A 26,160-nucleotide genomic window follows, 5' to 3' on the forward strand; every position below is an offset into this window, starting at 1 on the left:
GAATTCAAACGTCATAGCTCACCATTTCGGTACTGACCGTAGAGATACGGTGCGATCACGACGAGCGCGAGCGCGAACAACACGATCGCGACCGCCGAGCCGTACGCCCAGTTCTGACTTGAGTACGCCTCGCGAACCATCAGGGTCGCGAGGATGTCGGCTCCCGCGGCGGGCCGATAGTTGCCGAACAGGGCATAGAGGAAGTCGAACGCCTTCAGCGCCGCGATCATCAGGACCACGAGCGCACTGATCAGTGAACCCCGAAGCTGGGGGATGATCACGCGCCAGTACATCTTGAGACTGCTCGCGCCGTCGATCCGGGCGGCCTCGAAGTGTTCGTCGGGGATCGTCTGAAGTCCCGCGAGGAAGACGACCATGGCGTAGCCGCTGAACTGCCAGATCATCGCGAATATCACCGCGCCCAGCACCAGTTGTGGGGTGCCGATCCAGTCGGGTCGGAGTCCGACCACCCCGAGGATCGAGTTGATGATCCCGTTGTCGATGTTGTACATCCAGAGCCAGAGCTGGGCGGTCACGACGAACGAGAGGCTGAACGGCAACAGGTAGAGCGTCCGGAAGCCGTCGCGAAAGCGCCACGCTCGGTCGAGCAGGATGGCGAGCACTAATCCGACCGCCACACTGATGGTGGTGAAACCGACCAGCAACACGATGGTGTTTCGGGTGGCGTCGATGAAGGCGGGGTCCTGAATCAGCTCGGCGTACTGCTGGAGGTTCAAAACCGTGTATTCGGGGTCGCCGTAGCCCTCGGCGTCGGTCAGCGAGATCAGGAAGTTCCAGGCGATCGCGCCGTAGACGAACAGCCCCATCAGCAGGAAGGGCGGGAGCCAGAACGGCAACGAGCCGAGGAAGTCGCTGCGACCTCGCGACCGGAGCCAGCCGCCGAACCCGCTCGACGATCGCTCGACGGTACCGCCGTCGGTGACGACGTCGTCGCCGCGCCATCGTTCGCTGCGGTGGCGAGCGGCCTCGATCATGTCGTTGAGTCGAGACACGTCAGTTCGAGACGGCGTCGAGCATCCCCTGGGTCGAGCTGTCGAGGTCGCCGGAACCGAGGAAGTCGTTGGTGATCACGCCGTCGATGTCGCTGTGGACGTCGGGGGTGACCGCCAGCCCGTGGGCGATCGTCGGGGGCTTGTTCTCGACGTTCCCGTAGTCCTCGATCGTCTCGGTGAGGTACTCGTCGAACTGGTCGGTGGGGGCGTCCGTCCGTGGCGGGATCGATCCCTTGTACTGGTTGAACGCGACCTGGGCCTTGTTGGTGCCCACGAACGAGAGCCACGTCTTGGCGACGTCGGAGCCACCGGCCGGGAACGGGAACGAGTCGAGGTGCATCCCGTACATGTTGTCGGTACCCGGGAAGGAGACGTTGTCCCAGTCGTCACCGTAGTTGAAGTTCTGTTTGTTCCGGTAGGCTCCGGCCACCCAGTTGCCGTTGTGCATGAAGGCGGCGTCGCCGCTCATGACGAGTTCGTTCGCCTCGGTGAAGCTGATCGAGGAGGCGTCGTCGTTGATGTAGTTGTAGTACTGCTGGACCGTTTCGAGAGCGGAGCGGACCGCGCTCTCATCGCCCTCGCCGTTGACGTAGTCCATGAACGGCTGGTAGCCCGCCTGCCCCTGCATCACGACCTCCCAGAGCTGGAGGGTGGTGAAGGGTGCCTGAAGGCCCTTCGCGAACGGCACGGCGTCGGTGTTGTTCTGGATCTTCTTGAACGCCGGGATGAGGTCCTGTGGTTTCGAGAACGAACTCGGGTCGACCCCGGCCTCCTCGACCACCGAGACGTTGTAGAAGAGGTCGTTCATCCGGTGGGTACCGAGCGGGACCGCCACGTAGGGACCGTCACCGATCGAATCTGGGTCCTCACCGACCTGGGAGTAGGTCTTGGCCTCCGACGAGAAGTTCTGTCGGAGGTCCTTGGTCCAGACGTCGCTTCCGATGTCCCCCAGCAGGCCCGCCTCGGTGAACTGGATGAGGTTCTTGCCGGGCCAGTCCGCCCAGGAACTCGGGAGGTTCTCGTTCTGTGCCCGGTTCGAGATCGTCGTATCGAGGTTGGTGTTCCCCCCGCCGCCGATCGCCTGAAAGTCGGTGTTGACGTTGGGGTGTTCGTCCTTGAACGCCTTGATGAGGCTGTTGACGGCTTTCTTGCCGTCACCCCCGGTCCAGCCGTGAAGAACGGTCAGCGTTCCACCGCCGCTGCCGCCGCTGCTCCCGCTGCCGTTGTTCCCGCCGCTACCGCCGCTGCCGTTGTTCCCCCCACTCCCGCCGCTTCCGTTGCTCCCGTTACCGCTTCCGCTGTTGTCGCTTCCACCGGTACAGCCGGCGACGCCCGCCATGCCGACGACGCTCGCTGCGGCTGCCCGCTTCAGATACGTCCGTCGCGAATAGTCAGAGTCTGCCATGATTCATCTTCTATTTGATAGTATGTCCTAAATGTCTTTCGTGATCATGTTTCCTTTCGTCGACGAACCTATGATATCAAGCATCTCGGTGGCTCGGAATTATTATTTCCGCGAATAGCACGAGCAATTCTCAGTACCGCTCGTCTGCTTGGTACTGTCTCCGTACATCCAGTCGAATCGAATCTACGGGTGCGTGTGCGCTATCGTTCGCTGTCGGGAACCACGACCACCTTCCCGAATCCCTCGCGCTCTTCGAGGAGTTCGTGGGCACGCGCGGCCTCGCTCATCGGCAGGGTCTCCCGGATCCGGGGTTCGAAGGTGCCGTCCCAGACCAGCGAGAGCACGTCGTCGACCTCGCCCAGCGTGGCCATCGTCGAGCCCAGGATGTCGATCTGCTTCCAGAACACCCGGTTGATGTTGGTCTCGGCGATCGGACCGGTAGTGGCCCCGCAGGTCACGAGTCGGCCGCCCTTCGCGAGACACTTCGTGGAGTCGTCCCAGGTCTCGGGCCCGACGTAGTCGACCACGACGTCGACGCCGCGGCCCCCAGTCATATCGCGCATCTCGCTCGCGAAGTCGGTCTCGGCGTAGTTGATGACGTGGTCGGCCCCGCACTCCTTCGCGTACTCCAACTTCTCGTCGGTGCTCGCGGTTGCGTAGACCTCTGCACCCGCGTAGTCGGCGATCTGCACCGCGGCCTGGCCGACGCCGCCCGATGCCCCGAGCACGAGGATCGATTCGCCGGCCTCGATCTCGGCGCGGCTCATCAGCATTCGCCACGCGGTCTGGAAGACCAGCGGCGAGGCCGCGGCGGTCTCCCAGTCGACGTGGTCCGGTATCGGGACGAGGTTCGCGGCGGGCACGGCGGCGTACTCGGCGTGTACCCCGCGGACGTGCTCGCCGATGATGTGGTAGGACTCACACAGCGAGTGCTCGCCGTGGCGGCAGAACTCACACTCGCCACAGGAGACCCCCGCCGTGACGGCCACTCTATCGCCGGGGTCGACGCGGGTGACGCTCTCGCCGACTTCCCGTACCACGCCGGCCGCGTCGCTTCCCGGGATGTGTGGCATCTCCAAGTCGACGCCCGGCAGCCCGCGGCGGGTGAAGACGTCGAGGTGGTTCAGCGCGCCCGCCTTCACCTCGATGACCGCTTCGTCCGGCCCGGGGTCGGGGTCCGGGAACTCGCCGTACTCGATGACGTCGCGGTCGCCGTGTTCCGTGAACTGGACTGCCTGCATGGCGCGCCGTTGGGTTCGACGTGGGGTAGTGGTTTCGGTAGCGTGTGTTACTGTGTCATGGGGAGTGTACGGACGCCACAGCAAGGACGGTCGGGAGCCACGCTCCACGTGCGCACGAGGAACCCACCATGACATCCTGTCCGATCTGTAAGACGAGCGAGAACGTCCAGTTGAGTTGGATGACGGGCTACCAGCGCCGTTGTGGGGAGTGTGGCGTGTTGTTCAACGAGGACGGCGTCGGCGCGACGTTGTGAGCCACACAGTCACGTCCGAACGCCACGGGCGCTCACGCAACCGATGAACGACGCCGTACGTGGCGAGGGGCTGGTGCTCGCACGATTCGCGCGCCCGACCGCCCGGTCGACCACGCTCGCCGTCGTCGCCGACCCGCACGTCACCCCCGTGGCCGAGGGGACCTGGAAGGTCTTCCACCGGACCGAGGCCCGCCTTCGGGGCGCGGTCGCGAGCGCCAACTGGCTCGGTGTGGACGCGGTCGTCTCGACCGGCGACCTCACGAAGGACGGCGCGCCCGCGGAGTTCGACCGGGTGGACTCGATCCTCGACGACCTCGACGCCCCGTTCGTCGCGGTTCCCGGCAACCACGACGTCCCGAAGGCGATGGACGACCACGAGACGCCGCCGGTCGAACGGTTCGCGAAGCGGTACGGCGTGGGCACGTTGCCGTACGTCATCGGTGTCGGCGGGGTCGATCTCGTGGGGATCGACACGGCCGCCGACGAGTCGCTGTTCGAGACCCACGAAGGCGCGGTCTCGGCGGACCAGCTGGCGTGGCTCGATTCGGTGCTCGACGGCTGCGAGACGCCGGTCGTGGTCTGTCACCATCCCGTGGGACGGGTGGCCGAACGCGTCGACGCGCTCGCACCGAGTTCGCACTACCGGCTCCGAAACGCCGACGCGCTCGTCGAGGTTCTGGCCGACCACGACGTCGGCCTCGTGCTCTCGGGGCACGTCCACTGGCCGGCGGTCGACCGGGTGGAAGGGGTTCGCCAGGTCATCGCGCCGGCGGCGTGTTCGTTCCCGCCCGCCGCGCTGCTCGTCCACGTCGAACCCCGCGGGACGACGGTCTCGCTGTTGCCGCTCGTCGGCCGGCGAGGGCTCGAAGAGGCTTACCGTCACGTCGGCGACCAGGGCCGTGGGGCGGCGTTCGTCGCCGCCGCGGAGGACGGCTACTTCCGAAGCTTCCCACAGGTCGACGAATCCGACGACGGCACAGCGCTCCGCCCCCGGGACCCACCGGGTGCGCCGGCCCGCTCGCCGTCGCGCGGGTTATAGCGTCACGAGGACCGCCGCGACGAGCGCGGCCGCGAGCAGCACCCCGCTCCAGACCGCGACCCGGGTGGCGAACCGCCGGTTCGGGCTGGCGATCGTGAGGGCGACCTTGACCAGCACGCTCGACGCCGTCGCGAGCAGGACGGCGATCACCGCGGTCTCGTAGCCGAGGCTGCCGGTACGATAGAGCGACACGGTCGAGGCGGTCGCGCCGGCGCTCGAAACCACGCCCGAGAGGACGGCGGTGACGTAGAAACCGATCCGGCCGAACTCCGATTGGGCGATCCCGCCCGCGACCACCACCACCGCGAACATCACGCCGAAGGCGAGTGCGTTTCGGAGGGAGAACGGGCTGTCGAGGTTCATCTCGACGGACTCGCTCCAGTCGGCGGTGAGCGCGGCGACGGCGACGCTCCCGACCACGATGACGACCAGTGGGATCAGCGCGCCGACGAGCACCGTCGGGAAGGTGAACGCGAGCACGATGGCGAGGTTCCGGAGCGCCATCGCGGCGTCGGCGAGCAACACGGCGGCGACGGCGTAGGAGGCCGCCGAGGGGCGCTGGCGAACCGCGTCGAGCATCGACCCCACGACGGCGGTCGAGGAGGCGAGCCCACCGAAGAAGCCCGTGACGGCGATGCCCCGCCCCCCGTAGTTCTTCACGATGGCGTAGTTCACGATACCGATGGCGGCGACCGCGACCACCATCAGCCAGACCACCCGGGGTTCGATCTCGACCGCGAGCGGGCCCGACCCGAGGGTGACGTCGCCACCGGGGAGCAGCGGGTAGACCACGAACGCGAGGATAGCGAACTCGGTGGTCGAGCGGAGCTCCGCCCGCGAGAGCCCGCCGGCGAAGCTGTGGAGTTCGCGTTTGAGGACGAGGAGCAACGACGAAACCACCGCGACCGTCACGCCCTCGATGACGTAGCCCGCGGCGACCAGCGCGCCGACGCCGTAGGCCACCAGCATCGAGACCGAGGTGGTGAGCGAGAGCCCGAAATCCACGTCACGCAGTCCCCTGATGGCGAGCACGGTTCCCAGAACGATGACCAGCAGCCCGCCGACCGCGACGAGCGCGGGGTAGTCGAGGATGGTGAAGACCGCTCCGAGGAGGCTGATCAGCGAGAACGTCCGGATGCCCGCGGGTTTGTCCGACCACTCGCGTTCGAGCCCGAGGAAGAGCCCGAGCGCCGCCGCGAGGACGAGATGCGCGACGGGGTTCGAGAGCGGGACCGCGAACTGCGCGACGGGAGTCACTGTTGGTGTGATCGAACCTCGGTGGGATATAAACCTCCGTCGACGCTCCGTCGTCCTATCCCGTCGGGTCCCGCCCTCCCCGTCCCCGCCGTCACCGCTCGGCTCGCTTCCCGGGGGGCACGTTCGTCGCGACCAATTCGTCGACCTCGTCCCGATTGTCGGCGTCGCTGTTGATCGCGCGCGTCGCACCCACGAGCGCCACGTCGAACCCCCGTCGTTCGTACCGCTCGGCCAGCACGCCGCTGTTGCTCAGGACGACGTGCACACCGCGCTCGTCGAGCGCCGCCGCGGTGTCGAGGAGCCGGTCCTGGTCGTCCCGCCCGAACCCGCTCGCGCTGTAGTCGGTGAACGACGCGGTTGGGCTCATCGGTTCGTAGGGAGGATCGAAGTAGACCAGATCGCCCGGCTCGGCCGCGTCGAGCACGTACTCGAAGTCCTCGTTTCGAACCTCGGTGTCGGCGAGCACGCGACTCGCCGCGTGGATCGCCTCGCGCCGCACCCAGTCGGGGTTGGCGTACCGCCCGATCGGGACGTTGAACCTCCCACTACGGTTCTCCCGGTAGAGCCCGTTGTAGCCCGTTCGGTTGAGATAACACAGCAGGGCGGCCTCCTCCAGCGGGTCGAACGCCTCGCCCGCCGGCCGGCGGTTGAACTGCGCGCGTTTCTGGTAGTAGTAGTTCTCGATCGCCTTTCCTTTTCGATCGGTCTCCGCGAACGGTTCGTCCGGGACGGGGTCGGCCTCCGGATCGTCGAACGATTCGAGCCGCGCGACGAGCCCGTCCGGTCTGTCCCGGACCTGCCGATAGAAGTTGACGAGCCGGGGGTTGGTGTCGTTGACCGTTCCGCCCTCGGGCGTGAGGTCGAAGAAGAGCGCGCCACCGCCGAGGAACGGCTCGTGGTAGCGGTCGTAGCCCCGCGGGAACCGGTCGTAGATCGCATCGAGGAGCTGCCGTTTCCCGCCGGCCCACTTCAGGATCGGTCTCGCCATTCGATGTCGGATCTGCTCCGCTCCGCCTCATAAACGACCCGCTCGACCGCGCCGAACGGATCCGGGTCTCAGGGCTCGTCCTCGTCGACGAACCCGAGCCCCGCGGGTGCGGCGGGGGCGACGAGCGGGCTCTCGGGCAGCCCCGTCTGGGGTTCCGGCGCGTTGTAACCGCCGGGCGCGACGTCGTTCGGGCCGTCGGGGTAGAACAGCGACGCCATCGTCTGGATGTGCTCGCGGCCCACGTCGAGCTCGAACTGGCCGCCGCCGTAACACTGGATGTCGCGTTCGAGGGCGTACTCGATGCTGTCGAACAGCGACTCCACGGTGCCGAACCGGGACGGTTTAACGTTGAGCCAGCGCGGCTCGAACGGCAGCGACTCGATGGACGCCACACCCGTGATGGGATGGTCCCAGCTCACCCTGCCCTCCTCGCCGTCGAAGAGCTCGCGGGTCTCCTCGGTGAGTCGCGGATCCTCGATCACCCCCTCGGGGAAGCCGTCGAGCACGCGCCGGTAGTTCTCGCGGTCGACCGGGTTGTCCACCGCCGTCCCCTCGTAGTCGCCTTTCAGGTCGAGGATGCGGACCGCGCCGGTGGCCGCGAGGCTCTCGATCAGGTCGTCGGTCCAGTCCGGTGTCGGATCGAGTTTGAACTCCGCGTCGGGCTGGATCTCGAGCCACCGTTCGACGCGCTCGGTGGTCGGTGGATCGCTGAGCCGGGTGCTGATGACGAACCGAACGGGGTTGTACCGCCGGTCGAGCGCGCTCCCGAGGTCCGTTTCGGCCTGGCGGAGCGCCAAGTCGAGCGCGGCGCTTTCGAGCCCCCACCGGCGGTAGTACTGGAAGTCCGCCCGCTCGGGCTCGCGACCGACGAACAGGTCGCGCTCGTCGAGCGCGTCCGAGAACGAATCCAGCGTGTACTCGCCGGCGAGGTTCCAGGTGGGATTGGCCTCGGCCAGCGCGTCGTGTTCGTCGGTCTCGTAGGTCACGTCCTCGCCGCGACCCACGTGACCGTCGCCGGCGAGCGAGAACACCGTCGTCGCGCGGGCGAACCCGCTCGACGTTTCGCGCTCGCGGCGCTCGAACGAACTCTCCTCGACCGACAGCGGGAGGTCGGCGACCCGGTCGTAGAACGACATGGGAGTGGGTTCGCGGTACCGAAGCATGACGGTTCCGGCGGCTTCAGGCCCTCGTCACGACCACCGCCCTCCGGGTCGAACCGGTTCAGGAGCGCTCCCGACTCACACCGGCCAGGATTCTCGGGTGTAGGCCATCTCCCAGAAGGCGGCTTCGAGCCGGGCACTCCGCTCGAACGCCGTCCGCATCGCGTCGCGTTCGCCCGGGTACTCCTCGGCACACTCGTTCACGAACGCCCGCATCCACGCGACCGTCTCGCGGAACTCGTCGCTCGTGTACTTCTCGATGAAGGGCGTGTAGCGGTGGTCGTCGGTCGCGATCGTGGCCATGTGGTCGGCGATATCGAGGTAGCCCTGGCCGCAGGGGTAGACCGCCGCGCTGATCTCGGCGAACGAACCCTGGTGGGCGACCCGGAGGAGGTAGTTCGTGTACGCGACGCAGGTCGGCGTCTTCTCGACCGTTTCGAGGTCACCGGGAGCGAGTCCGTAGTCGGCGGCGAACTCCCGGTGGAGGTCGAGTTCGGTCGCGAGAGTGGTGTGTGCGATCCCGAGCAGTCGGGTCATCGTCGTCTCGTCGCGGGCCCGGACACCCGCGATGGCGAACGTACGGGCGTAGTCGAGGAGGTACCGGTAGTCCTGTTCGACCCAGTGTCGGAAGGCGGCCTCGTCGAGGCTCCCCTCGGCGAGTTCGCCCACGAACGGATGGGCCTTCTGTGCGTCCCAGAGCGCCGCGTGCGAATCGAGGAGGTCGTCGCTGAACGCCATACGCGCACCTCGTTGTCGACCCACATATGCTTTGATGGTACCACCAGATAATAACAGCTTGAAGTGTCGCGATATGCCTGAAAGTACGTGATCCTCGGCACGTGCCGGCGAAATCTTTAGTAGTTGGCGGGGGACAACTGTGGTGTCATGACGGACTCATCTGAGACGGCGGACGAGACCGATCCGGTCACGATCGACGTCGAGACGGGCGAGAGCGAGCACGACGAGCCGGTCGCCGAGGAATCCGAAGGAGAATCGGAGGAGGGACCGCGAGCGATCGCCTTCGAGAAGGCGGTCGAAAAACTGGCACCCGACTTCGAGATCGACGGTCGGAAGGGCGAGACCATCACGGACCTCGAAACCACCGAAACCGAGGACGGTCGCCAGGTCGTCGCCACGGTCGAGACGTCGCGCTCGACCATGCTGAGCCACCGGGTGGCGAGCGCGAAACGAACGGGCCGACGCGTCGGCATCCGTGCCGCCTTCCTCGGGGCGCTGGCCGCGGTCGTGTACGCCGTGTTCGCCGGCCGACGGCGGGTCGGCGGGAGCGACACCGACGACGCCCCGTTCGACGACCCGGTGGACGACGACGACGTCTCCATCGAGTAATCGAACGGTCTCGATCGACCGAGTACGCCTCTTTTCGAGCGGGACAACGAACGACGGGAAGTGAGTAACACGGACCGGGTGACTGGATCAGCCTCACTCCCCACCGAACCTCCACTGTTCTTCATAATAAAACCATCGTGGATACGGTAGCAATCAAGTCCGGCCGTCGCCCGCCGGGGTCGGCCGAGATATAAGTCGTCGTCGACCGTGGGTGGGGTATGCCGATCTATACGGGCCGTGGCGACGAGGGGCTGACCGACCTCCGAACCATGGACCGCGTCCCGAAGACGAGCCCTCGGATCGAGAGCTACGGCACCGTTGACGAGGTGAACGCCCTCGTCGGGCGGGTGCGCCCGACGGCCTACGAGGACGTCGACGACCACCTTCGCGCGGTCCAGAACCACCTCCACGTCGTCCAGGCCGACTTCGCGAACCCCGACCCCGACGACGGCGACCCGCAGATGGACGGGGACCGGGTCGAGGCGCTGGAGATCTGGATGGACGCCTACGACGACGAACTCGAACCGCTCCGGTCGTTCATCCTCCCCGGCGGCGGGGACAACGGCGCGCGACTCCACCACGCCCGGGCGGTCTGCCGGCGGGCCGAACGCCGCGCGGTCGCGCTCGCCGAGGAGGAACCCGTCAACGAGCACGCGCTGGTCTACCTCAACCGGCTCTCGGACCTCCTGTTCACCCTCGCGCGCGTCGTGAACCAGCGCGACGGGGTGAGCGAGGAAGCGCCCGACTACTGAAGACAACGCTTATGATTCGCGGTCGGAAAGGGCGGGTGAAGGGTCGGTGATCTAGGCTGGTTATGATACCTCCTTCACACGGAGGAAGTCGGCGGTTCAAATCCGCCCCGACCCATGAGCATTTTCGCGGTGCGCAGCGGAGCGAAAACGCGCAACGGGGAGGAAGGATTTGAACCTAGGAGCGGGAGGTAAGCGAAGCGAACGGGAGCGACTGTGGTTCAAATCCGCCCCGACCGGTCCTGCACTGTCTCCGCGGTATTGTGGATAGGTTCCTCGATAAGAGTCAGCGGTCGCCGCTCCTTGACAATAACTGGTTCAAAAGTTTTCCTCTCGCGATTGCGCCACGCTCTCTCGAATTCATCCACTCGATCACCCGGCACCACTGATTTTGTATCGCAACAAAACGTTTATCGATCGCTCGCTAGTGGCGGTCGCATGGACGAAACGCACGGCTACGCCCACCTCTCGGAGGTCGTCCTCCACTACGTCGAGGCGGGCGACCCCACGGACCCGCTCGTCGTCCTCCTCCACGGCTTTCCGGAGTTCTGGTACGCTTGGCGACACCAGATCGACCACCTCGCCGCCGCGGGCTATCACGTCCTCGCGCCCGACATGCGGGGCTACAACCGCTCGTCGAAACCACCCGGCATCGAGCCGTATCGCCTGACCCACCTCACGCGGGACGTGGTCGAACTGATCCGAGGTACGGAGCACGAGCGCGCCACGGTGGTCGGGCACGACTGGGGCGGTGTCGTAGCCTGGGAACTCGCCCATCGCCATCCCGACGTTCTCGACCGGCTCGCCGTCTGCAACGCGCCGCACCTCGATGCCCTCGCGCGCGAACTCCGCTCGCCGCGACAGATCCGGCGCTCGTGGTACGCCGGGGCCTTCCAGATCCCGAAGCTTCCCGAACTCTTCCTCGAACGAGGCGAGTACGGCTGGCTCCGGCGGCTCCTCGAAACCGGCCCGACGAACCCCGAGGCGTTCTCGACGGGCGACGTCCAGCGCTATCGCCGCGCGATAGCCCGACCGGGGGCGCTCCGGGCGGCGCTCAACTACTACCGCGCGCTCGTCCGAACGCGACTTCGCCGTCGTCTCGGCCGGCTCGACCCGCCCGACCGGACCACGCGAACGGACGTGCCGACGCTACTGATCTGGGGCGACCGCGACGCCGCGCTCGGGGTCGGTCTGACGCGCGGGCTCGACCGCTGGGTCTCGAACCTCCGCATCGAGCACCTCCCGGACGCGAGCCACTGGGTCCAGAACGACGCGCCGGACCGGGTGAACGAGCTCTTGTGCGAGTTCCTCGAAGAGGACGTATGAGCGACGAGGACGGCGATCCGCAGGCGTGGGAGACGTTGAGCACCGAGACGGCCTACGACTGCCCGGCGTTCGAGGTCGTCCACGAGTCGGTCCGACTGCCGGACGGCACCGAGACGGGGTTCGACACCGTTCGTGAACCCGAGGCGGTCGTGATGCTGGCGTTCACGCCGGCGGGCGAGGTCGTCGTCATCGAGGAGTGGCGGCAGGCGGTCGGACGAATCAATCGCGGTCTGCCGGCGGGCACCGTCGAACCCGGTGAGGACCCCGAGGTCGCGGCGCAACGCGAACTCGAAGAGGAGACGGGCTACGTCGCCGAGCGTGTCGAACGGCTCACCACCGTCGAGCCGCTGAACGGGCTCGCGAACTCCGTCCACCACCACTTCGTCGCCCACGACTGTCGGTCGACGGGCGAGCGAAACCTCGACGACGACGAATCGATCCGGGTCGAGACCGCCGACTACGACGACCTGCTGTCGGCGCTCGCGACCGACGACCTCCGGGACGGCCGGAGCGCGCTCTGTTTGCTCTACTACAACCGGTTCGACGAATCAGAGCGGTAGCCTTAGACCGCGCGGCGGTCGAACCCGGGCATGAACGACGTTTTCGAACTCCGACGCACCGACGTCGGGGGGCGCATCGGCGAACTCCGGGTTCCCCGGTCGGATACAACCGTCGAGACGCCCGCGCTGATGCCGGTCATCAACCCCAACCTCCAGACCGTCTCCCCCAACCGACTCGAAACCGAGTTCGGCGCGGAGATATGTATCACTAACGGCTATATCATTTCGAAGAACGACGACCTCCGCGAGGCCGCTCTCGACGTCGGGCTCCACGAACTCCTCGATTTTTCTGGCGCGATCATGACCGATTCGGGCTCGTTTCAGCTGGCGGAATACGGCGAGATAGACACCACCAGCACCGAGATCCTCGACTTCCAGCACCGGATCGGATCAGACATCGGAACTCCGGTGGACCTCCCGACGCCGCCCGACGCCGACCGCGAGCGCGCCGAGGCCGACCTCGCGACGACCCAGTCGCGGCTCGAATCCGTTGGCGAAGTCGACACCGGCGAGATGTTGGTGAACGCGCCCGTTCAGGGCTCGACCTATCCGGACCTCCGCGAGGCGGCGGGTCGCGACGCCGTCGCGACCGGTCTCGACCTGTTTCCGGTGGGAGCCGTGGTCCCCCTCCTGAACGGCTACCGTTACGACGACATGGTGGACGTGGTCGCGGCCGCGAAGCGCGGGCTCTGTGCGGACTCCCCCGTCCACCTCTTCGGCGCGGGCCACCCAATGATGTTCGCGCTCGCGGTCGCGCTCGGCTGTGACCTCTTCGATTCGGCAGCCTACGCGCTCTACGCACGCGACGACCGCTACCTGACCGTGCGGGGCACCGAACGGCTCGCCGACCTCGACTACCTCCCGTGTGAGTGCCCGGTGTGCGTCGAACACACTGCCGACGAGATCGAGGAACTGGACGACGACGAACGCGAGACCCGCCTCGCCGAGCACAACCTCCACGTGAGCTTCGGCGAACTCCGGCGGATCAAGCAGGCGATCCGCCGTGGGAACCTCCTCGAACTCGTCGAGACCCGCGCGCGCGGTCACCCCGCGATGCTCGACGGCTACCGCGCGCTGCTCGACCACGCCGACCAGCTCGAAGCGTCCGATCCGGCCTCGAAGGACGCCTTCTTCTACCTCTCGGGCGAGAGCGCCCGCCGGCCCGAAGTTCGCCGCCACCACGACCGCCTCTCGCGGCTCTCGGTCGAGGGGTCAGTCTTACTGACCGAGGGTGACGAGAACGACGCGTTCGACGACTCCTGGCGGGTGGTGCCGCCGTTCGGCCCGTTCCCCCGCGCGCTCTCGGAGAGCTACCCGCTCACCGCCGAGGTCCCCGAGCGGCTCGACGACGCGGCCTACGAGCAGGCGGCGCGCGGAGTCGCGAAACTCGTCGCGGCGAATCCGGCGGTCGAGTTCACGCTCGCCCACCACGGCTGGCCGGCGCGTGCGCTCTCACGGGTTCCGGACCGCGTCGCGGTCGAGCGGCTGGGATCGACGGACGAATACGACGCGGAGGGTGAGACGGAATTATGACTACCTTCTTCGAGGTTCACGAGCGCGACGGCGCGGCCCGGATCGGCGAACTCCGGCTCACCGAGCCGCTGACGACGCCCGCGCTCTGTGACGAGGTCGTGGCGGATGCGGGGAGCCTCTGGTCGACGGAGCGCGACGCTCCCGAAGGCGACCCAGGCGAGCTCACGGTACTTCCCCACCGGGCCGCGCCAGCTGGCACCCCCGAGGAGGTCGAAACGGCCTTCGACACGGACCCGACCGACGTCGACGGGCCGAGCGCCGCGGTGGTCTCGACCCACACTGCGAGCGACCGCGGCACCGACGCCTACGTCCTCTCGGACGCGCCGGGTCTCGTCGGCCACGCGCGCGCGTTCGTCGAGGGGATCGTCGGGGTAAAGGACGCGACCCCCGCCGACACGGCGCTCTACTGCTCGGGGGTGGCGACGCCCGCGAACGCCGCGCTGCTGGCCTACGCCGGCGTCGACCTCCTTGACACCACGCGCGCCGAAGTGAAGGGAACCGAAGGAAAATATCTCACCCGCGAGGGCGAACACTTCCTCGAAGACCTCACCGAACTCCCGTGTGCGTGCCCGGCGTGTCGGGGTCCGAGAGACGAGTTCGACCGGGCCGACTGTGCCGCGCACAACGTCAACGCCCTCCGGGCCGAGCTCGGGGTGGTCCGCGAGCGGATCCGCCGCGGGCGGCTCCGGGACTATCTGGAGGGACAGGCGCGCCACGCGGCGTGGCTCACCGCCGCGTTCAGACGCCTCGACCAGCAGTACGCCTACCTCGAGGAGCGCACGCCGGTGATCCGTCGTGCCGACCTGCTGGCGGCCTCGGAGGAGAGCCTCCGGCGGGTCGAGATCCAGCGTTTCGCCGACCGGGTGACGACCCGCTACGAGAATCGCTTCTCGAACCCCCTCGTTCTCGTGCCGTGTTCGGCGACGAAACCCTACTCCGAGTCCCAGAGCCACGGTCAGTTCCACGACGCGACGCAGTTTCGTGCCCACACCGTCTCGATGACCTCGCCCATCGGGGTGGTGCCCCAGGAGCTCGAAACCACCTACCCCGCCCAGCACTACGACTCGGTGGTCACGGGCGAGTGGACCGCGGGCGAGGTCGAGTTCGTGGCCTCGGTGCTCGAAGCCTACCTCGCTCGCAACGACTATCCCCGCGTCATCGCCCACGTCCCCGACGACTACCGTCAGATCACCGAGAAAGTCGAAGAATCCCTGAATACCGAGTTCGAGTACACCGTCGAGGCCCATCCCACGACGGCCGACTCGCTCGCGAACCTCGCGAGCACGTTGGAGGGCGAGCCCAAGTTCGGCAAGCGCGAACGCGAGCACAACACCGTGCGCGCGCTCGCGGACTACCAGTTCGGCGCGGGGGCGGGCGACGCGCTCTTTGGTGAGATAACCACCGAAGGCCGCTACCCGAAACTCCGCGTCAGCGAGGACGACCACCTCGCCACGATGGTGCCCCAGTACGGCGTGCTCGCGCTCACGCTCGCCGGTGGCCGCCGCTGGGTCGAGAGCGAGGTCGAGACGCGAACCGTCGAGATCGACGGCTTCGTCCCGCACGGCAGCGTGCTCGCGCCGGGTATCGTCGACGCCAGCGACGCGATTCGCGTCGGCGACGAGGTGGTGGTCTCGGGCCCGAAGGCGTTCGCGGTCGGGCGCGCGGAGATGAGCGGCCCCGAGATGGCCGAGAGCACGCGGGGAATCGCCGTCGAGGTGCGCCACGTCGAGGAGCGCTGACGCGACCCGCGTCCGCCGCCGCTTAGTTGGTCCCCTCGCGGACGGTCGCGTCGGTCGAGGCGCGCGAGATCGAGTAGAGGACGAGCCCGAAGATCGCCCAGACCAGCACGATCGCCCAGTCCTTCGGCCAGACCAGCGCGGAGGGTGCACCCGGGAGGTAGAGCGCGAAGAAGGCGACCGACCCGACCAGCGCGAGGCCGCCGAACAGGTAACCGGCGGGGAGTTCGAACGGTCGGTCCATCCCGGGTTCGTTGTAGCGCAAGTAGAGGAAGGAGGCGCTGACGAGGATCCACGCGAAGACGATCCCGAGCGAGTTGGCGTTGATGATCGAGGAGATCATCTGGGACCCGAGCCACGGCGCAAGCGCGGTGACCCCGCCGATGAGGAGCACCGCACGCGACGGGGTGTTGTACTCCGGGTGGATAGTCGCGAGCGAGGTGGGAAGCATCCCCGAGTCGGCCATCGCGAAGATCACTCGGCTCGCACCGATCAGGAACGCGCTCCAGCTCGTCAGGAGGGCGGCGATGCCCGCGAGCGTCATGAGCTTCCCGGCGAGCGGGTTGTCGAACACCGCGGTCATCGCGGCGGCGGCGGGGACCGGACTCTCGCCGAGCACGGCCGCCGGGAGGACCTGCCCCGCCGACCAGATGCTGACGATGTAGAACACGCCGACCGTGACCACCGTGAGCAACACCACGATGGCGAGCGAGCGCGGCGAGGTGTCGGCCTCCTCGGCGGCCTGTGGGATCACGTCGAAGCCGACGAACAGCCCCGGGACCTGGATCGCCACCACCGAGGCTCCGGCGAGCCCGACGCCCGCGAAGGGCGGGTTCGAGACCTGTGGCGCGATCGTGAGCGAGCCGGTGACGAGCACCAGTCCGGCGAACGCGACGACCGCCGCGAGTACGAGCTGGAGCTGGGCGGTCGGCCGGACGCCTCGGTAGTTGAGGGCGGTGACGCCGACGACCCCGAGCAGTCCGACCGCGACCACGCTGCCGTAGACCGGCTGACCGAGGATCGTCCAGAGTTCGAACATCCGAAAGTCCGGGATCAGATACGAGACCGCGACGCCGAGGGCGATCGATTGGAAGGCGACGACCCCGACGTAGCCGAGGAGCAGCCCCCAGCTACACGCGAACGAGACCTTCGGGCCGAACGCCCGGAGGCTGTAGTGGTGTTCGCCGCCCGCGTACGGCATCGCCGAGACCAGCTCCGCGTAGACGAGGCTCACGAACACGACGAGCAGACCGCCGCCGGCGAACGCCAGCGTCGCACCCACCGGTCCGGCCGCGTCGATCCAGTAGCCCATCTGGATGATCCAACCCCACCCGACGATAGCTCCGAACCCGATGGCGAACAGCTGCCATCGGGAGAGAACACCCTGCAAAACGTCTTCCGTGAGTTCGTCCGACACGAACGTCGATTCGCCCGACAGTCGCTTAGTCTTTCGCCGACGAAACGGTCGTCGAAGTCACGCGTAGAGGAACTGGGACGGTTCCTGGGACGCGTTCGGTCGCATCCCTCGTAAGCAGTCTCCGACGGCACACTGGAAATACCCTCGAAAGAGTGGCGGGTTGTGCTAGCTCTCTGCAGACCTGTAGTAGAAACGGTCCTCGTCCTCTATATATCGAGCTTCGATATCTCCACTGTTCAACAACAGCTCGACTCTGACCGTGATATACTCCCGCTCGGGAAAGTCGCTGTTCTTCTCCTTGAACTCCACCATTATGTCACTGATGCTATGCGCTCTCGGGTGATCGTTTTCCAAGAATCCCAAGATCTTTCCGACGATGGAGTTTCTTTTCACTCCGTCCTCCTCCCAATCTTGTCCACTGACCGGCATATCGGTGATACTATTACGATAGCTAAAAGTCTACCTTTCGGAGCGTGGTTCCGCTGCGCTTCCACGGGGTGAACCCGGCCGATCGAAGAGAGAGAGGACGAGGAAACGGGTTGAGACGATAGTTAGGCTGCAGTGTATCGATACTCGAATCCTCGAACTCGTGGAACGCACGACAACGACGAAGGGGCCGTTCTGCTACGGGTCCGAATCTATGTTCGGGCTACTGGTAGATTCATCGGTACCCCTGCACCGTCCGGTGAATCCGAAGTGACTCGCAGGATCATGGGCGCTGCAGGATTTGAACCGGAGCCGGACGGTCGCCTCGCTTCGCTCGGCGCTGCGACCGGCAGGATGCAAATCCCTCGCGGTTCAGTTGCCACTCCTCACTGTCGTTCGGAGGACAACTGGGCGCTGCAGGATTTGAACCCGCGACAGCTTGGTCCGAAGCCAAGTACTCTGTCCAAACTGAGCTAAGCGCCCTCACCAGCCGTATCCACGAGCCGTAGTTAAATCCCGCGGTCGGCGCGTTCCGGGTGGTTTATTCGGCCACCGGCGGGACTCCTCGTATGACCGGCGAGCGGGTTCGTGGCTTCGTCGAGATCACGCGTCCGATCAACGCCGTCGCGGCGGGCGCGCTGACGTTCGTCGGTGCGTTCGTCGCGAGCGGGCTCGGAACCTGGGGGGCAGTCGGGGCGGCGGCCGGCGCGACCGTGCTCGCCACCGCCGCGGGCAACACCATCAACGACTACTTCGACCGGGAGATCGACCGGATCAACCAGCCCGACAGACCGATCCCCCGCGGTGCGGTCACGGCCCGCGAAGCGCTCGGGTTCAGTCTCCTCCTGTTCGTCGGCGCGGTCGTCCTCGCGCTCACGCTCCCGCCGCTCGCCATCGCCATCGCGGTGATCAACCTCGTCGCGCTCGTCGCGTACACGGAGTTCTTCAAGGGATTACCGGGGGTCGGCAACGTCGTCGTCGGCTACCTCGGCGGGAGCACCTTCCTGTTCGGCGCGGCGGCGGTCGGACGGGTCACGAGCGCGGTCGTCGTGCTGTTCGCGCTCGCGGCGCTTTCAACTGTGGCCCGCGAGATAATCAAGGACGTCGAGGACGTCGCGGGCGACCGCCGCGAGGGGCTCAACACCCTCCCGATCGCAGTGGGCGAACGACCGGCGCTCTGGGTCGCCGTCCTCCTGCTCGCGGTCGCGCTCCTCGCCAGTCCCCTGCCCTACCTCCAGGGCACCCTCGGCTGGCCGTATCTCGCGGTGGTCGCGGTCGCGGACCTCGTGATGGCTATCGCCGCCGTCAACAGCTTCACCGACCCGACGACGGGTCAAGAACGGCTGAGCTACGCGATGTTCCTCGCGGGCGGCGCGTTCGTAGTCGGGCGGCTCGCGGTGGCGTTGTAGGGGGTCTTTTTGTCGTCGCCGCGCGTAGGGAAGGGTATGCCAATCACGGACGACGACGAACTCGCGGCGATCCTCGACCTCGACACCGTGGCGGTCGTCGGCTGCTCGTCGACGCCCGGCAAGGACGCCCACGAGATCCCACGGTATCTCCTCGACCACGGCTACGACGTGATCCCCGTCAATCCCACCGCCGACGAGGTACTCGACCGTCGGGCCTACGACTCGCTCGCGGACGTCGAGGAGGCGATCGACATCGTGAACGTGTTTCGGCCGAGCGACGAGGTGAGCGGGATCGTGGACGACGCGCTCGACCGCGACGACGCGGGCGTCATCTGGACCCAGCTCGGCATCCGCGACCCCGAGGCCACCCAGCGCGCCGAGGACGCGGGTCGGCAAGTGGTCGAGGACAAGTGCATGAAGGTCGAACACCAGCGGCTCGGCTAAGGAAAACTACTCGGCGGTGGCGGTGTCGTCGGACGTCGGTGCGTCGTCGGTCGTGCCGTCCGTCGCTTCGGCGTCGGCCACCGTCTTTCCGGGTTCGGCCTCCTCGATCGCCGCCGAGGCCGCGACCGCGTCGACGTCGATCCCCTGTTCGCGTGCGAGGGCGTCGAGCACCGCGCGCTGGTCGTCGAGGTCGCGTTCGATCCGCTCGACGCGCTGGCTCGTGGCCTCGACGTGCTCTCTGACCTCGTTGACCTGGCTCCGGAGTTCGTCGATCTTCTGATAGAGCGTCTCGGCCATGTCGACGACGCGCTGGAGTTTCTTCGCGGTGTTTCCGAGTCCCATGCCCCTTTCTTGGGGTGGAGTTACCTGTGTGTTGTGTTCGCCCGTCGAACGCGCCGATTAAGACGCCGCCCGCCGGAATCGACCCCATGAATGCCTCGCGGGTCGCCCCGGTCGTCGGGATCGTCGGCTGTCTCACGGTGCTGGTCGCGCTCGTCGTCCCGTACCTCACCACCGAGGCGGGGGCCGCCGGCACCTACTACGCCACGGGTGCGATAAACCCGCTCATCGGCGGGCTCTTCGCCGCCGTCGCCGTGGTCGTCTTCGCCGCCGGTCGGGCCGGTCGAACCGACCCCGCGACCGCCGCCGGCGTGGCACTCGTCTTCGGTATCGTGGTCGCGCTCGTCTCGCTGGTCTGGGCGCTCACGGTCCCGGAGGCCGTCGTCTTCCAACTCTCGACCGACTCCGCCCTCGAATATCACCGCTGGGTGCTGGCGCTGTGTTCGTCGATGATCCCCGTGAGCGGGGCGTGGTATGCCCGTGGACTCGGCCTGGTGTAGTCGGGTGGTGCGGTCGCCGCCAGGCGGCTGCGGTGCGGGGGTGGGTGCGGGCCTGGCGTCTCGGTGAGCGCCGCAGGCGCGAACCGAGGCTCAGGAGGGCTGTGCTCTCCTGGTGGATGAAGGGCGAAGCCCGCGAACGGAGTGAGTGGGCTGAGGGCTTCGGCGGAGGCGGTGCTGTGCGGGGCGGTTGCGGTCGCAGAGGTTTTTGTGATCTCACCGCGAGCGAACGGAGTGAGCGAGCGGGTGCGAGGGTGACTGCAAGGAACCCGACGCGCTTTTGATCCACATTTTGCGAGCGTCATCAGAACTGCTCCGCAGTTCTGATTGGCACACAAAATCGCTACGCGATTTTGGGACGAAGGAGCGAGCGCTAGCGATGCGACTGAACGTAGCAAAAGGTGGGTATGTAGAAGGTGGGAAGTGGACGGGCCGGGATTGCCCGGCGTTCCGGCGCGGGGAAGCCCGCGTGCCTCCTCCACCCCGCGATCCGGCGAGCGACGGCTGTCCGGCGGTCCGCTGCTCACTTCCGTGCCTGACGGGCTGCCGCCGATTAACCGCGGCGGGTCGTCCCTGCAGACGAACAGCCGCGGACCGCCGCCCCCGACGGACGAGGCTTCGACGTTGGCTTGCGGGGCCCGCGCCGGTCGGCGCGGACGCACCCGGAATTCGGCCCCCGCTGAAGACCGTAGTGCGGGTTGCGAGCAGGGCCTAACTGCCCGACCTAGTCCGATTTCAGGATAGCCGAGTCGACCATAAGGACCTTTCGAAACCCGCCTTTTGCGTCCCCACCTTTTGCTGCGCTCGTTCGCTCGCGATGCTCACTCACTCGCTGGCAAAATGTGGATCAAAAGCCAGCGTCACCCCCTGCGGGGGTTCCTCGGCCCGCTCACTCGCCTTCGGCTCGTTCGCGGTAGGATCACAAAGGCCCCCGCGACCGTCGTCGCAACCGCCCCGCACAGCACCGCTTCCGCCGAAGCCCTCAGCCCACTCACTCCGTTCGCGGGCTTCGCCCTTCATCCGCCAGGCACCGCACCGCTGCCGCGGACCGCACCGCGGCCGCAACGCGGCGTGACTCACTCCCGTACCGGATTACGACGGCGCGACCGTGACCTGGCGATTCCGGTCGATGGCGGCTTCGAGCTCCTCCGCGATGGCGCTCCCCCGGGAGACCTGCACCTCGCCACCGCGCGAGACGGTCGCGGTGAAGAGGTACTCGCCGTCGGCCTGGACTTCGACGGTGTTGCCCGCGTGGCCCTCCATCGGAATCACGACGTGGCGGCCGGTGATCTCGGGGGTGACGATCTCACCCGACGCGCTGCCGTTGGCGTTGCCATCACTACTGCTCCCGCCACCGGAGCCGCCCGATCCTCCCGACCGTCCGCCGGGGCGCTCGTCGAAGGTCCGAACGTCGATGTCGATCCCCAACCGATTCTCGATGTCGGTGATCCGACCGCCACCCTTGCCGATCACGGTCGCGATGTCCGACTCCTCGACGTAGACCACGGCGGTGTTCGACCCACGGAGTTCGACCTCGCAGTTCCCGCGCGCCGCCGACCGGATCTCCCGTTCGATCTCCTGTTTCGCGATCCGGTCCACTCCGGAGTCGTCGGTCTCCTCGCCGACCGGCACCGTGACGACCTGCCGGTTGAAGCTGTAGATCTCGTAGGCCGGCTCGCCGGTCTCGGCGTCCGTCACCCGGATCACGGGTCGCGCGAGGTCCTCCTCGACCAGCCCCTCGGGGACCTTGACCTCGGTCTCGATGTCGTAGATCGTGGCGATCTCCCCGGCCTCGACGTAGACGACCGTGTCGACGACCTGCGGGATCATCCCCAACTCGACCCGCCCCACGAGTCGCCCGACGGCGTCGATCGCGCGCGTGGCGTGGACCACGCCGACCATCCCGACGCCCGCGAGCCGCATGTCCGCGAAGACCGAGAAGTCCTCGGTCTTCCGGACCTCGTCGTAGATGGTGTAGTCGGGCCGGACCATCAGCAGTGCATCCGCCGTATTCTCCATCCGGCCGTCGAGCGCGGTGTACTGCGTCACGTCGGGGCCAACTTGCAGGTCCCGGGGCTTCTCCATCGTCTTCACCGAGAAGTCCGAGTCGGCGAGGAAGCCCGCGACGGCCCCGGCGAGCGTGGACTTCCCCGCACCGGGCGCACCCGCGACGAGCACGCCGCGCTGGTGGTCGAGCAGGCGCTCGCGGAGGTCGTCGGCGTACTGGTAGTCGTCGAGTTCGGTCGCCGCGATCGGCCGGACGGTGGTGATCTCGATCCCGTCGGCGAACGGCGGTCGCGCCACCGCGATCCGGTAGTCGCGGTACTGCACGATCGTCATGCCGTGTCTGTCGAGTTCGGTGAACCCCTCGCTCGACGTTCGCGCCGCGAGTTCGATCTCCTCGACCCACTCGGACAGCTGGGCTTCGGAAAGCGGCTCCTCGCCCACGGCCTCGAAGCGCATCCCGCCGATCGACCCTCGCTTCGCCATCGGCACCACCCCCGTCTTGAGGTGGACGCTCATCGTCTCGTCGTCGAAGAAGCGCTCGATGTCGAGGCCCTCCACCGTCCGAACCTCGGGTTCGAGGTACTCGACGGTCAGCCCCTTCGCCCGCGCGACCTCGCTCTGGACGCGGTCGCTCGTGAGCAGCGTGGCGTCGTGCTCGGCGGCGAGGTCGCGGATCAGCGCGTCGACGGCCCCCTCGCCGGCGCTCGCGCGCTCGGTCTCGGCGGGCCGCCGACCGACGTATTCGAGCTCGATCCGGTCGTCGGCCGCGAGCTCGACGAGGGCTTCGAGCTCCGCGAGGCCGTTCCACCCCGTCTCGATCCCGTCGTTCGCCTGGGATTCGAGTTCGGCCACGACCGCCTCGGGGACCAGCACCGTCGCGCCGTCGGCCGCCCCGCTCTCGACGCGGTCGGACACGCGGCCGTCGATGACCGCGCTCGTGTCCGGGACGATAGTCATGCCCGCACATCGGCCCGCAGAACGGATAAGGATGTTCAACCACTTTTTTCCTCCTCGGGTTGGCTCACTCCGTTCGCCAACCTCTCGTCGCAAAAACCTGGACTAAAAACGGCCGCTCACTCGCGCTTCGCGCTCGTTCGCGGTACAATCACTACCGGCCACCGCCCCGCGCACCCGCCACACGCCTCCCCAGCCGATTCACTCCGTTCGCTTCACTCACTTCGCTCATCCCTCGCACAGTGTTCGCGGTCGGCGTTCGCTATCGCTCACGCACGACCGCGAGCGCGCGCCAACCGCTTACGGCCGCAACCGCGACCGCACCACCTCCGACCGCAATCGCGACCGCACCCGCCGCGGCGGATGAACGGGGTCGCTTCGCTCGACAGTAGCCTTATCACGTCGCTCGCCGACTCTCGACGGGATGGACGTCGCCGCCCTCACCCGCGATTTGGTCTCGATCCCGAGCCACGACGACGAGACCGCTGCGGGCGATTTCGTCGAGGACTGGCTCCGCGCGGAAACCGATGCCGACGTGCGGCGGGACGCGGTCGGGAACGTCATCGCCCGCTACGGCGAGGCAGATGCCCTCGCGCTCGTCGGCCACCACGACGTCGTTCCGCCGGACGAATCCCAGGTCGACGGCGACGAGTACGTCCTCGAAACCACCGACGACCGACTCTACGGCCGCGGCGCGGCGGACATGAAGGGTGCGGTCGCGGCGGCGATGCTGGCCTTCCGCGATACCCCGGAGGACGGACTCGTCTTCGCGAGCTTCGTCGGCGAGGAACTCGGTGGCGTCGGCGCGCGCCACGCCATCGACGAGGGATTCGCGCCCGACTGCGCGGTGGTCGGCGAGGGCTCGACGGGCTACACCACCCCCGGCGTGACGGACGTCGTGGTCGCCCACAAGGGTCGGCGCGCGAGCACCGTCACCGCCCACGGCACCGCCGCTCACGCCAGCGAACCCCACATGGGTGAAAACGCGGTCTACCGGGCCTGCGACGCCGTCGACCTCATCAGAGATATCGACCCGCCGAGCGCGACGGTGCTCGACGAACGCGTCACCGGCAGCCTCGCCGTCACCGGGATCGACGGCGGCTCGGCCTGGAACGTCGTCCCCGAATCGTGCGCCATCACCGTCGACGAGCGCACGGTCCCTGGCGAGCGCGCAGCCCTCGGGACCGTCGAGGAGGTCGAGGGAGTCGAGTGGACGGTCGACCAGGACCTCCCGCCGATGGCGTGCGACGACGAGGACTTCGCCGAGACGGTTCGAACGGTAGCCGACGAGTGCCAGAACGGAAATCCGGAACTCGTGACGAAGCCCGCCGCGACCGACGGCGGCTGGCTCGCGGCGGCGGGCGTGACCTGCGTGGTCTGCGGACCGTCGGAGCTCGGCGAGGCCCACACCAAGGACGAGAGTGTCTCGCTCGCCGCCCTCGAGCGCTGCTATCGGATCTACTCCGAGCTGGCCGACACCGTAGGGGAGAATTGATAGGTCGGCGACCCGGGTTTTCGGTATGGCAGCCGACGCCACGGACGACGCCTACGACGACCTCACGCGACGCTACGAACGCATCACCAACGTCGGAAACGCGGCGGGCATCCTCAGCTGGGACCAGGAGGTCATGATGCCCGAGGGCGGCACACCGGCCCGCTCCGGGCAGCTCTCGGCGCTCTCGGCGGTGAGCCACGACCTCCTCACCGACGAGGGGATGGGCGAAGCGCTCGACGCGCTCGAAAGCAACGACCTCGACGACCGCGAGGCGGCCGTCGTTCGCGAGATCCGCCGGCAGTACGAGCGCTCGACACGCGTCCCCACCGAACTGGTCGAGGAGATCTCGCGGACGACCAGCGAGGCGCTCCCGGTCTGGAAGGAGGCGAGGGCGGAAGACGACTTCTCGACGTTCGCTCCGGTCGTCGAGGAGCTCGTCGACCTCAAACGCGAGTACGCCGAACACATCGACCCCGACAGACCCGCCTACGAGGTGCTCTTCGAGGACTACGAACCCTACCTCGGGCTCGACACCACCGAGCGGGTCCTCGAACGCCTCCGCGAGGAACTCGTCCCGCTCATCGACGAGATCCGCGAGAGCGACGTCGACCTCGCCACGCCCTTCTCGGGAACCTTCGACACCGACACCCAGGAGGAACTTTCACGCGACGCGCTCGATACCCTCGGTTACGACTGGGACCGTGGCCGGCTCGACGTCGCGCCGCATCCCTTCTCGATGGGGACGACGTTCGATGCGCGGGTCACGACGCGCTACGACGAGGCGGACATGTTGGGGGCACTCACGAGCACCGTCCACGAGTTCGGCCACGCGACCTACACCCTCGGCCTGCCGGACGAGGAGTACGGGACGCCGCTTGGCGAGAATCGAAACCTCTCGGTCCACGAGTCCCAGTCGAGACTCTGGGAGAACCACGTCGCCCGCTCGCAGCCGTTCTGGGAGCTGTTCCTCCCCCAGGTCAAAGAGCGCTTTTCGAGCCTCGACGACGTGACCCCGCGGGACGCCTACGAGGCCGCGAACACCGTCCACGAGGACAACCTCATTCGCGTCGAGGCGGACGAGCTCACCTACCACATGCACATCGTGATCCGCTTCGAGATCGAGCGCGAACTCATCGAGGGCGACCTCGACGTCGCGGAGATCCCACGGGTCTGGAACGACAAGATGGAGGAGTACCTCGGCGTGCGACCGGAGACGGACGCCGAGGGCTGTCTCCAGGACATCCACTGGTCGCACGGCACGTTCGGCTACTTCCCGACCTATTCGTTGGGAAGCGTGCTCGCCGCCCAGCTCTACGCCAGCGCCGACGAGGCGATCGACGACCTCGATGGATCGATCGAGTCCGGGGACTTCGACCCGCTCCACGACTGGCTCACCGAGCACGTCCACCGCCACGGCAAGCGCTACACCACCCCCGACCTGGTCGAGGAAGCCACCGGCAAACCGTTCGCCGCCGACGACTTCCTCGACTACGTCACCGCGAAGTACGGCGCGCTCTACGACCTCTGAGCCGGCCGAAGAAGTTCTGTTCATAATATCAAGACT

24 protein-coding genes, 2 tRNA genes and 1 other RNA gene are annotated in these 26,160 nt (G+C 67.3%); 14 read left to right on the top strand and 13 right to left on the bottom strand.

Features of this window, described 5'->3' with window-relative positions:
• Positions 1–11: 11 nt before the first annotated feature.
• The 3 genes from GT355_RS01005 to GT355_RS01015 all read right to left on the bottom strand — a co-directional run bounded on the left by GT355_RS01005 (position 12) and on the right by GT355_RS01015 (position 3,659).
• Positions 12–995 (bottom strand): carbohydrate ABC transporter permease, encoded by a 984-nt coding sequence (locus GT355_RS01005; RefSeq protein ID WP_160133967.1) that lies wholly within the window; start codon positions 993–995, stop codon positions 12–14.
• Between the two features lie 19 nt (positions 996–1,014).
• Positions 1,015–2,418, bottom strand: a complete 1,404-nt coding sequence (locus tag GT355_RS01010; RefSeq protein WP_160132778.1) for an ABC transporter substrate-binding protein — start codon at positions 2,416–2,418, stop codon at positions 1,015–1,017.
• A gap of 200 nt (positions 2,419–2,618) precedes the next feature.
• Positions 2,619–3,659 (bottom strand): zinc-binding dehydrogenase, encoded by a 1,041-nt coding sequence (locus tag GT355_RS01015; RefSeq protein WP_160132779.1) that lies wholly within the window; start codon positions 3,657–3,659, stop codon positions 2,619–2,621.
• A gap of 128 nt (positions 3,660–3,787) precedes the next feature.
• Between GT355_RS01015 and GT355_RS18430 the strand changes: the two genes are divergently transcribed.
• Entirely contained in the window at positions 3,788–3,913 is a 126-nt protein-coding gene (locus GT355_RS18430) for a hypothetical protein (protein ID WP_255409212.1), read from the top strand.
• Between the two features lie 43 nt (positions 3,914–3,956).
• On the top strand, positions 3,957–4,952 hold the full coding sequence (locus GT355_RS01020; RefSeq protein ID WP_160132780.1) for a metallophosphoesterase family protein: 996 nt from the start codon (positions 3,957–3,959) through the stop codon (positions 4,950–4,952).
• On the opposite strand, the gene GT355_RS01025 is transcribed toward GT355_RS01020, so the two are convergent.
• From GT355_RS01025 to tenA, 4 genes are all read right to left on the bottom strand, one after another.
• Entirely contained in the window at positions 4,947–6,209 is a 1,263-nt protein-coding gene (locus GT355_RS01025) for an MgtC/SapB family protein (protein ID WP_160132781.1), read from the bottom strand. The genes GT355_RS01020 and GT355_RS01025 overlap by 6 nt on opposite strands.
• 91 nt (positions 6,210–6,300) lie before the next feature.
• Positions 6,301–7,197: a DNA adenine methylase gene (locus tag GT355_RS01030; RefSeq protein ID WP_160132782.1), complete on the bottom strand. Its 897-nt coding sequence runs from the start codon at positions 7,195–7,197 to the stop codon at positions 6,301–6,303.
• Between the two features lie 68 nt (positions 7,198–7,265).
• Positions 7,266–8,333 carry an enolase-like domain-containing protein gene (locus GT355_RS01035; RefSeq protein WP_160132783.1) on the bottom strand — a complete coding sequence of 356 codons (1,068 nt, stop codon included), beginning with the start codon at positions 8,331–8,333 and terminating at the stop codon, positions 7,266–7,268.
• A gap of 102 nt (positions 8,334–8,435) precedes the next feature.
• The gene (tenA, locus tag GT355_RS01040; protein WP_160132784.1) at positions 8,436–9,095 is read right to left on the bottom strand and encodes a thiaminase II; all 660 of its coding nucleotides are present in this window, start codon (positions 9,093–9,095) and stop codon (positions 8,436–8,438) included.
• A 147-nt stretch (positions 9,096–9,242) separates the two neighbouring features.
• On the opposite strand from tenA, the gene GT355_RS01045 reads away from it, so the two are divergent.
• The 7 genes from GT355_RS01045 to arcS all read left to right on the top strand — a co-directional run bounded on the left by GT355_RS01045 (position 9,243) and on the right by arcS (position 15,611).
• On the top strand, positions 9,243–9,704 hold the full coding sequence (locus GT355_RS01045) for a hypothetical protein (RefSeq protein WP_160132785.1): 462 nt from the start codon (positions 9,243–9,245) through the stop codon (positions 9,702–9,704).
• Between the two features lie 218 nt (positions 9,705–9,922).
• On the top strand, positions 9,923–10,456 hold the full coding sequence (locus tag GT355_RS01050; protein ID WP_160132786.1) for a cob(I)yrinic acid a,c-diamide adenosyltransferase: 534 nt from the start codon (positions 9,923–9,925) through the stop codon (positions 10,454–10,456).
• 40 nt (positions 10,457–10,496) lie between these two features.
• A tRNA-Val gene (locus GT355_RS01055) sits at positions 10,497–10,571 on the top strand.
• A 320-nt stretch (positions 10,572–10,891) separates the two neighbouring features.
• A complete protein-coding gene (locus tag GT355_RS01060; RefSeq protein WP_160132787.1) occupies positions 10,892–11,779 on the top strand; it encodes an alpha/beta fold hydrolase in 888 nt (295 codons plus the stop codon).
• The gene (locus tag GT355_RS01065; RefSeq protein ID WP_160132788.1) at positions 11,776–12,339 is read left to right on the top strand and encodes an NUDIX hydrolase; all 564 of its coding nucleotides are present in this window, start codon (positions 11,776–11,778) and stop codon (positions 12,337–12,339) included. Before GT355_RS01060 ends, GT355_RS01065 begins: the two co-directional genes overlap by 4 nt.
• 30 nt (positions 12,340–12,369) lie before the next feature.
• Positions 12,370–13,872, top strand: coding sequence for a tRNA guanosine(15) transglycosylase TgtA (gene tgtA, locus GT355_RS01070; RefSeq protein ID WP_160132789.1), 1,503 nt, complete (start codon positions 12,370–12,372; stop codon positions 13,870–13,872).
• Positions 13,869–15,611, top strand: coding sequence for an archaeosine synthase subunit alpha (gene arcS, locus GT355_RS01075; RefSeq protein WP_160132790.1), 1,743 nt, complete (start codon positions 13,869–13,871; stop codon positions 15,609–15,611). The genes tgtA and arcS overlap by 4 nt, the downstream gene beginning before the upstream one ends.
• 22 nt (positions 15,612–15,633) lie before the next feature.
• Here arcS and GT355_RS01080 read toward each other — a convergent pair whose 3' ends face one another.
• The 3 genes from GT355_RS01080 to GT355_RS01090 form a co-directional block, all read right to left on the bottom strand.
• Positions 15,634–17,025, bottom strand: a complete 1,392-nt coding sequence (locus GT355_RS01080; RefSeq protein ID WP_240145683.1) for an APC family permease — start codon at positions 17,023–17,025, stop codon at positions 15,634–15,636.
• Between the two features lie 165 nt (positions 17,026–17,190).
• Positions 17,191–17,454: a hypothetical protein gene (locus tag GT355_RS01085; protein ID WP_160132791.1), complete on the bottom strand. Its 264-nt coding sequence runs from the start codon at positions 17,452–17,454 to the stop codon at positions 17,191–17,193.
• 405 nt (positions 17,455–17,859) lie between these two features.
• Positions 17,860–17,934, bottom strand: a tRNA-Arg gene (locus GT355_RS01090).
• An 86-nt stretch (positions 17,935–18,020) separates the two neighbouring features.
• Here GT355_RS01090 and GT355_RS01095 point away from each other — a divergent pair.
• Positions 18,021–18,860: a geranylgeranylglycerol-phosphate geranylgeranyltransferase gene (locus tag GT355_RS01095; protein ID WP_160132792.1), complete on the top strand. Its 840-nt coding sequence runs from the start codon at positions 18,021–18,023 to the stop codon at positions 18,858–18,860.
• Positions 18,861–18,896: 36 nt separating this feature from the next.
• Entirely contained in the window at positions 18,897–19,304 is a 408-nt protein-coding gene (locus GT355_RS01100) for a CoA-binding protein (RefSeq protein WP_160132793.1), read from the top strand.
• 6 nt (positions 19,305–19,310) lie between these two features.
• Here GT355_RS01100 and GT355_RS01105 read toward each other — a convergent pair whose 3' ends face one another.
• Positions 19,311–19,646 carry a DUF5798 family protein gene (locus tag GT355_RS01105; RefSeq protein WP_160132794.1) on the bottom strand — a complete coding sequence of 112 codons (336 nt, stop codon included), beginning with the start codon at positions 19,644–19,646 and terminating at the stop codon, positions 19,311–19,313.
• Positions 19,647–19,732: 86 nt separating this feature from the next.
• Between GT355_RS01105 and GT355_RS01110 the strand changes: the two genes are divergently transcribed.
• Complete coding sequence (locus tag GT355_RS01110; protein WP_160132795.1) at positions 19,733–20,143, top strand: DUF7548 family protein; 411 nt, start codon at positions 19,733–19,735, stop codon at positions 20,141–20,143.
• Positions 20,144–20,561: 418 nt separating this feature from the next.
• Here GT355_RS01110 and ffs read toward each other — a convergent pair.
• Both ffs and GT355_RS01120 read right to left on the bottom strand, forming a co-directional pair.
• Positions 20,562–20,875: signal recognition particle sRNA (ffs, locus tag GT355_RS01115), an RNA gene on the bottom strand.
• A gap of 357 nt (positions 20,876–21,232) precedes the next feature.
• The gene (locus tag GT355_RS01120) at positions 21,233–23,104 is read right to left on the bottom strand and encodes a PINc/VapC family ATPase (RefSeq protein WP_160132796.1); all 1,872 of its coding nucleotides are present in this window, start codon (positions 23,102–23,104) and stop codon (positions 21,233–21,235) included.
• Positions 23,105–23,525: 421 nt separating this feature from the next.
• Here GT355_RS01120 and GT355_RS01125 point away from each other — a divergent pair, with 421 nt between their 5' ends.
• On the top strand, positions 23,526–24,596 hold the full coding sequence (locus GT355_RS01125) for a M20 family metallopeptidase (RefSeq protein ID WP_160132797.1): 1,071 nt from the start codon (positions 23,526–23,528) through the stop codon (positions 24,594–24,596).
• Positions 24,597–24,621: 25 nt separating this feature from the next.
• The gene (locus GT355_RS01130; RefSeq protein WP_160132798.1) at positions 24,622–26,124 is read left to right on the top strand and encodes a carboxypeptidase M32; all 1,503 of its coding nucleotides are present in this window, start codon (positions 24,622–24,624) and stop codon (positions 26,122–26,124) included.
• The last annotated feature ends 36 nt before the right edge of the window (positions 26,125–26,160 follow it).

The organism is Halococcus salsus (assembly GCF_009900715.1).
In the GTDB taxonomy this organism is placed as follows: Archaea; Halobacteriota; Halobacteria; order Halobacteriales; family Halococcaceae; genus Halococcus; species Halococcus salsus.

What these genes read in the sequence shown, in the direction of transcription:
- GT355_RS01005 (WP_160133967.1), bottom strand. Translation starts at nt 995, where the DNA reads ATGATCGAGGCCGCTCGCCACCGCAGCGAACGATGGCGCGGCGACGAC.
- GT355_RS01010 (WP_160132778.1), bottom strand. Translation starts at nt 2,418, where the DNA reads ATGGCAGACTCTGACTATTCGCGACGGACGTATCTGAAGCGGGCAGCC.
- GT355_RS01015 (WP_160132779.1), bottom strand. Translation starts at nt 3,659, where the DNA reads ATGCAGGCAGTCCAGTTCACGGAACACGGCGACCGCGACGTCATCGAG.
- GT355_RS18430 (WP_255409212.1), top strand. Translation starts at nt 3,788, where the DNA reads ATGACATCCTGTCCGATCTGTAAGACGAGCGAGAACGTCCAGTTGAGT.
- GT355_RS01020 (WP_160132780.1), top strand. Translation starts at nt 3,957, where the DNA reads ATGAACGACGCCGTACGTGGCGAGGGGCTGGTGCTCGCACGATTCGCG.
- GT355_RS01030 (WP_160132782.1), bottom strand. Translation starts at nt 7,197, where the DNA reads ATGGCGAGACCGATCCTGAAGTGGGCCGGCGGGAAACGGCAGCTCCTC.
- GT355_RS01035 (WP_160132783.1), bottom strand. Translation starts at nt 8,333, where the DNA reads ATGTCGTTCTACGACCGGGTCGCCGACCTCCCGCTGTCGGTCGAGGAG.
- tenA (WP_160132784.1), bottom strand. Translation starts at nt 9,095, where the DNA reads ATGGCGTTCAGCGACGACCTCCTCGATTCGCACGCGGCGCTCTGGGAC.
- GT355_RS01045 (WP_160132785.1), top strand. Translation starts at nt 9,243, where the DNA reads ATGACGGACTCATCTGAGACGGCGGACGAGACCGATCCGGTCACGATC.
- GT355_RS01050 (WP_160132786.1), top strand. Translation starts at nt 9,923, where the DNA reads ATGCCGATCTATACGGGCCGTGGCGACGAGGGGCTGACCGACCTCCGA.
- GT355_RS01060 (WP_160132787.1), top strand. Translation starts at nt 10,892, where the DNA reads ATGGACGAAACGCACGGCTACGCCCACCTCTCGGAGGTCGTCCTCCAC.
- GT355_RS01065 (WP_160132788.1), top strand. Translation starts at nt 11,776, where the DNA reads ATGAGCGACGAGGACGGCGATCCGCAGGCGTGGGAGACGTTGAGCACC.
- tgtA (WP_160132789.1), top strand. Translation starts at nt 12,370, where the DNA reads ATGAACGACGTTTTCGAACTCCGACGCACCGACGTCGGGGGGCGCATC.
- arcS (WP_160132790.1), top strand. Translation starts at nt 13,869, where the DNA reads ATGACTACCTTCTTCGAGGTTCACGAGCGCGACGGCGCGGCCCGGATC.
- GT355_RS01085 (WP_160132791.1), bottom strand. Translation starts at nt 17,454, where the DNA reads ATGCCGGTCAGTGGACAAGATTGGGAGGAGGACGGAGTGAAAAGAAAC.
- GT355_RS01095 (WP_160132792.1), top strand. Translation starts at nt 18,021, where the DNA reads ATGACCGGCGAGCGGGTTCGTGGCTTCGTCGAGATCACGCGTCCGATC.
- GT355_RS01100 (WP_160132793.1), top strand. Translation starts at nt 18,897, where the DNA reads ATGCCAATCACGGACGACGACGAACTCGCGGCGATCCTCGACCTCGAC.
- GT355_RS01105 (WP_160132794.1), bottom strand. Translation starts at nt 19,646, where the DNA reads ATGGGACTCGGAAACACCGCGAAGAAACTCCAGCGCGTCGTCGACATG.
- GT355_RS01110 (WP_160132795.1), top strand. Translation starts at nt 19,733, where the DNA reads ATGAATGCCTCGCGGGTCGCCCCGGTCGTCGGGATCGTCGGCTGTCTC.
- GT355_RS01120 (WP_160132796.1), bottom strand. Translation starts at nt 23,104, where the DNA reads ATGACTATCGTCCCGGACACGAGCGCGGTCATCGACGGCCGCGTGTCC.
- GT355_RS01125 (WP_160132797.1), top strand. Translation starts at nt 23,526, where the DNA reads ATGGACGTCGCCGCCCTCACCCGCGATTTGGTCTCGATCCCGAGCCAC.
- GT355_RS01130 (WP_160132798.1), top strand. Translation starts at nt 24,622, where the DNA reads ATGGCAGCCGACGCCACGGACGACGCCTACGACGACCTCACGCGACGC.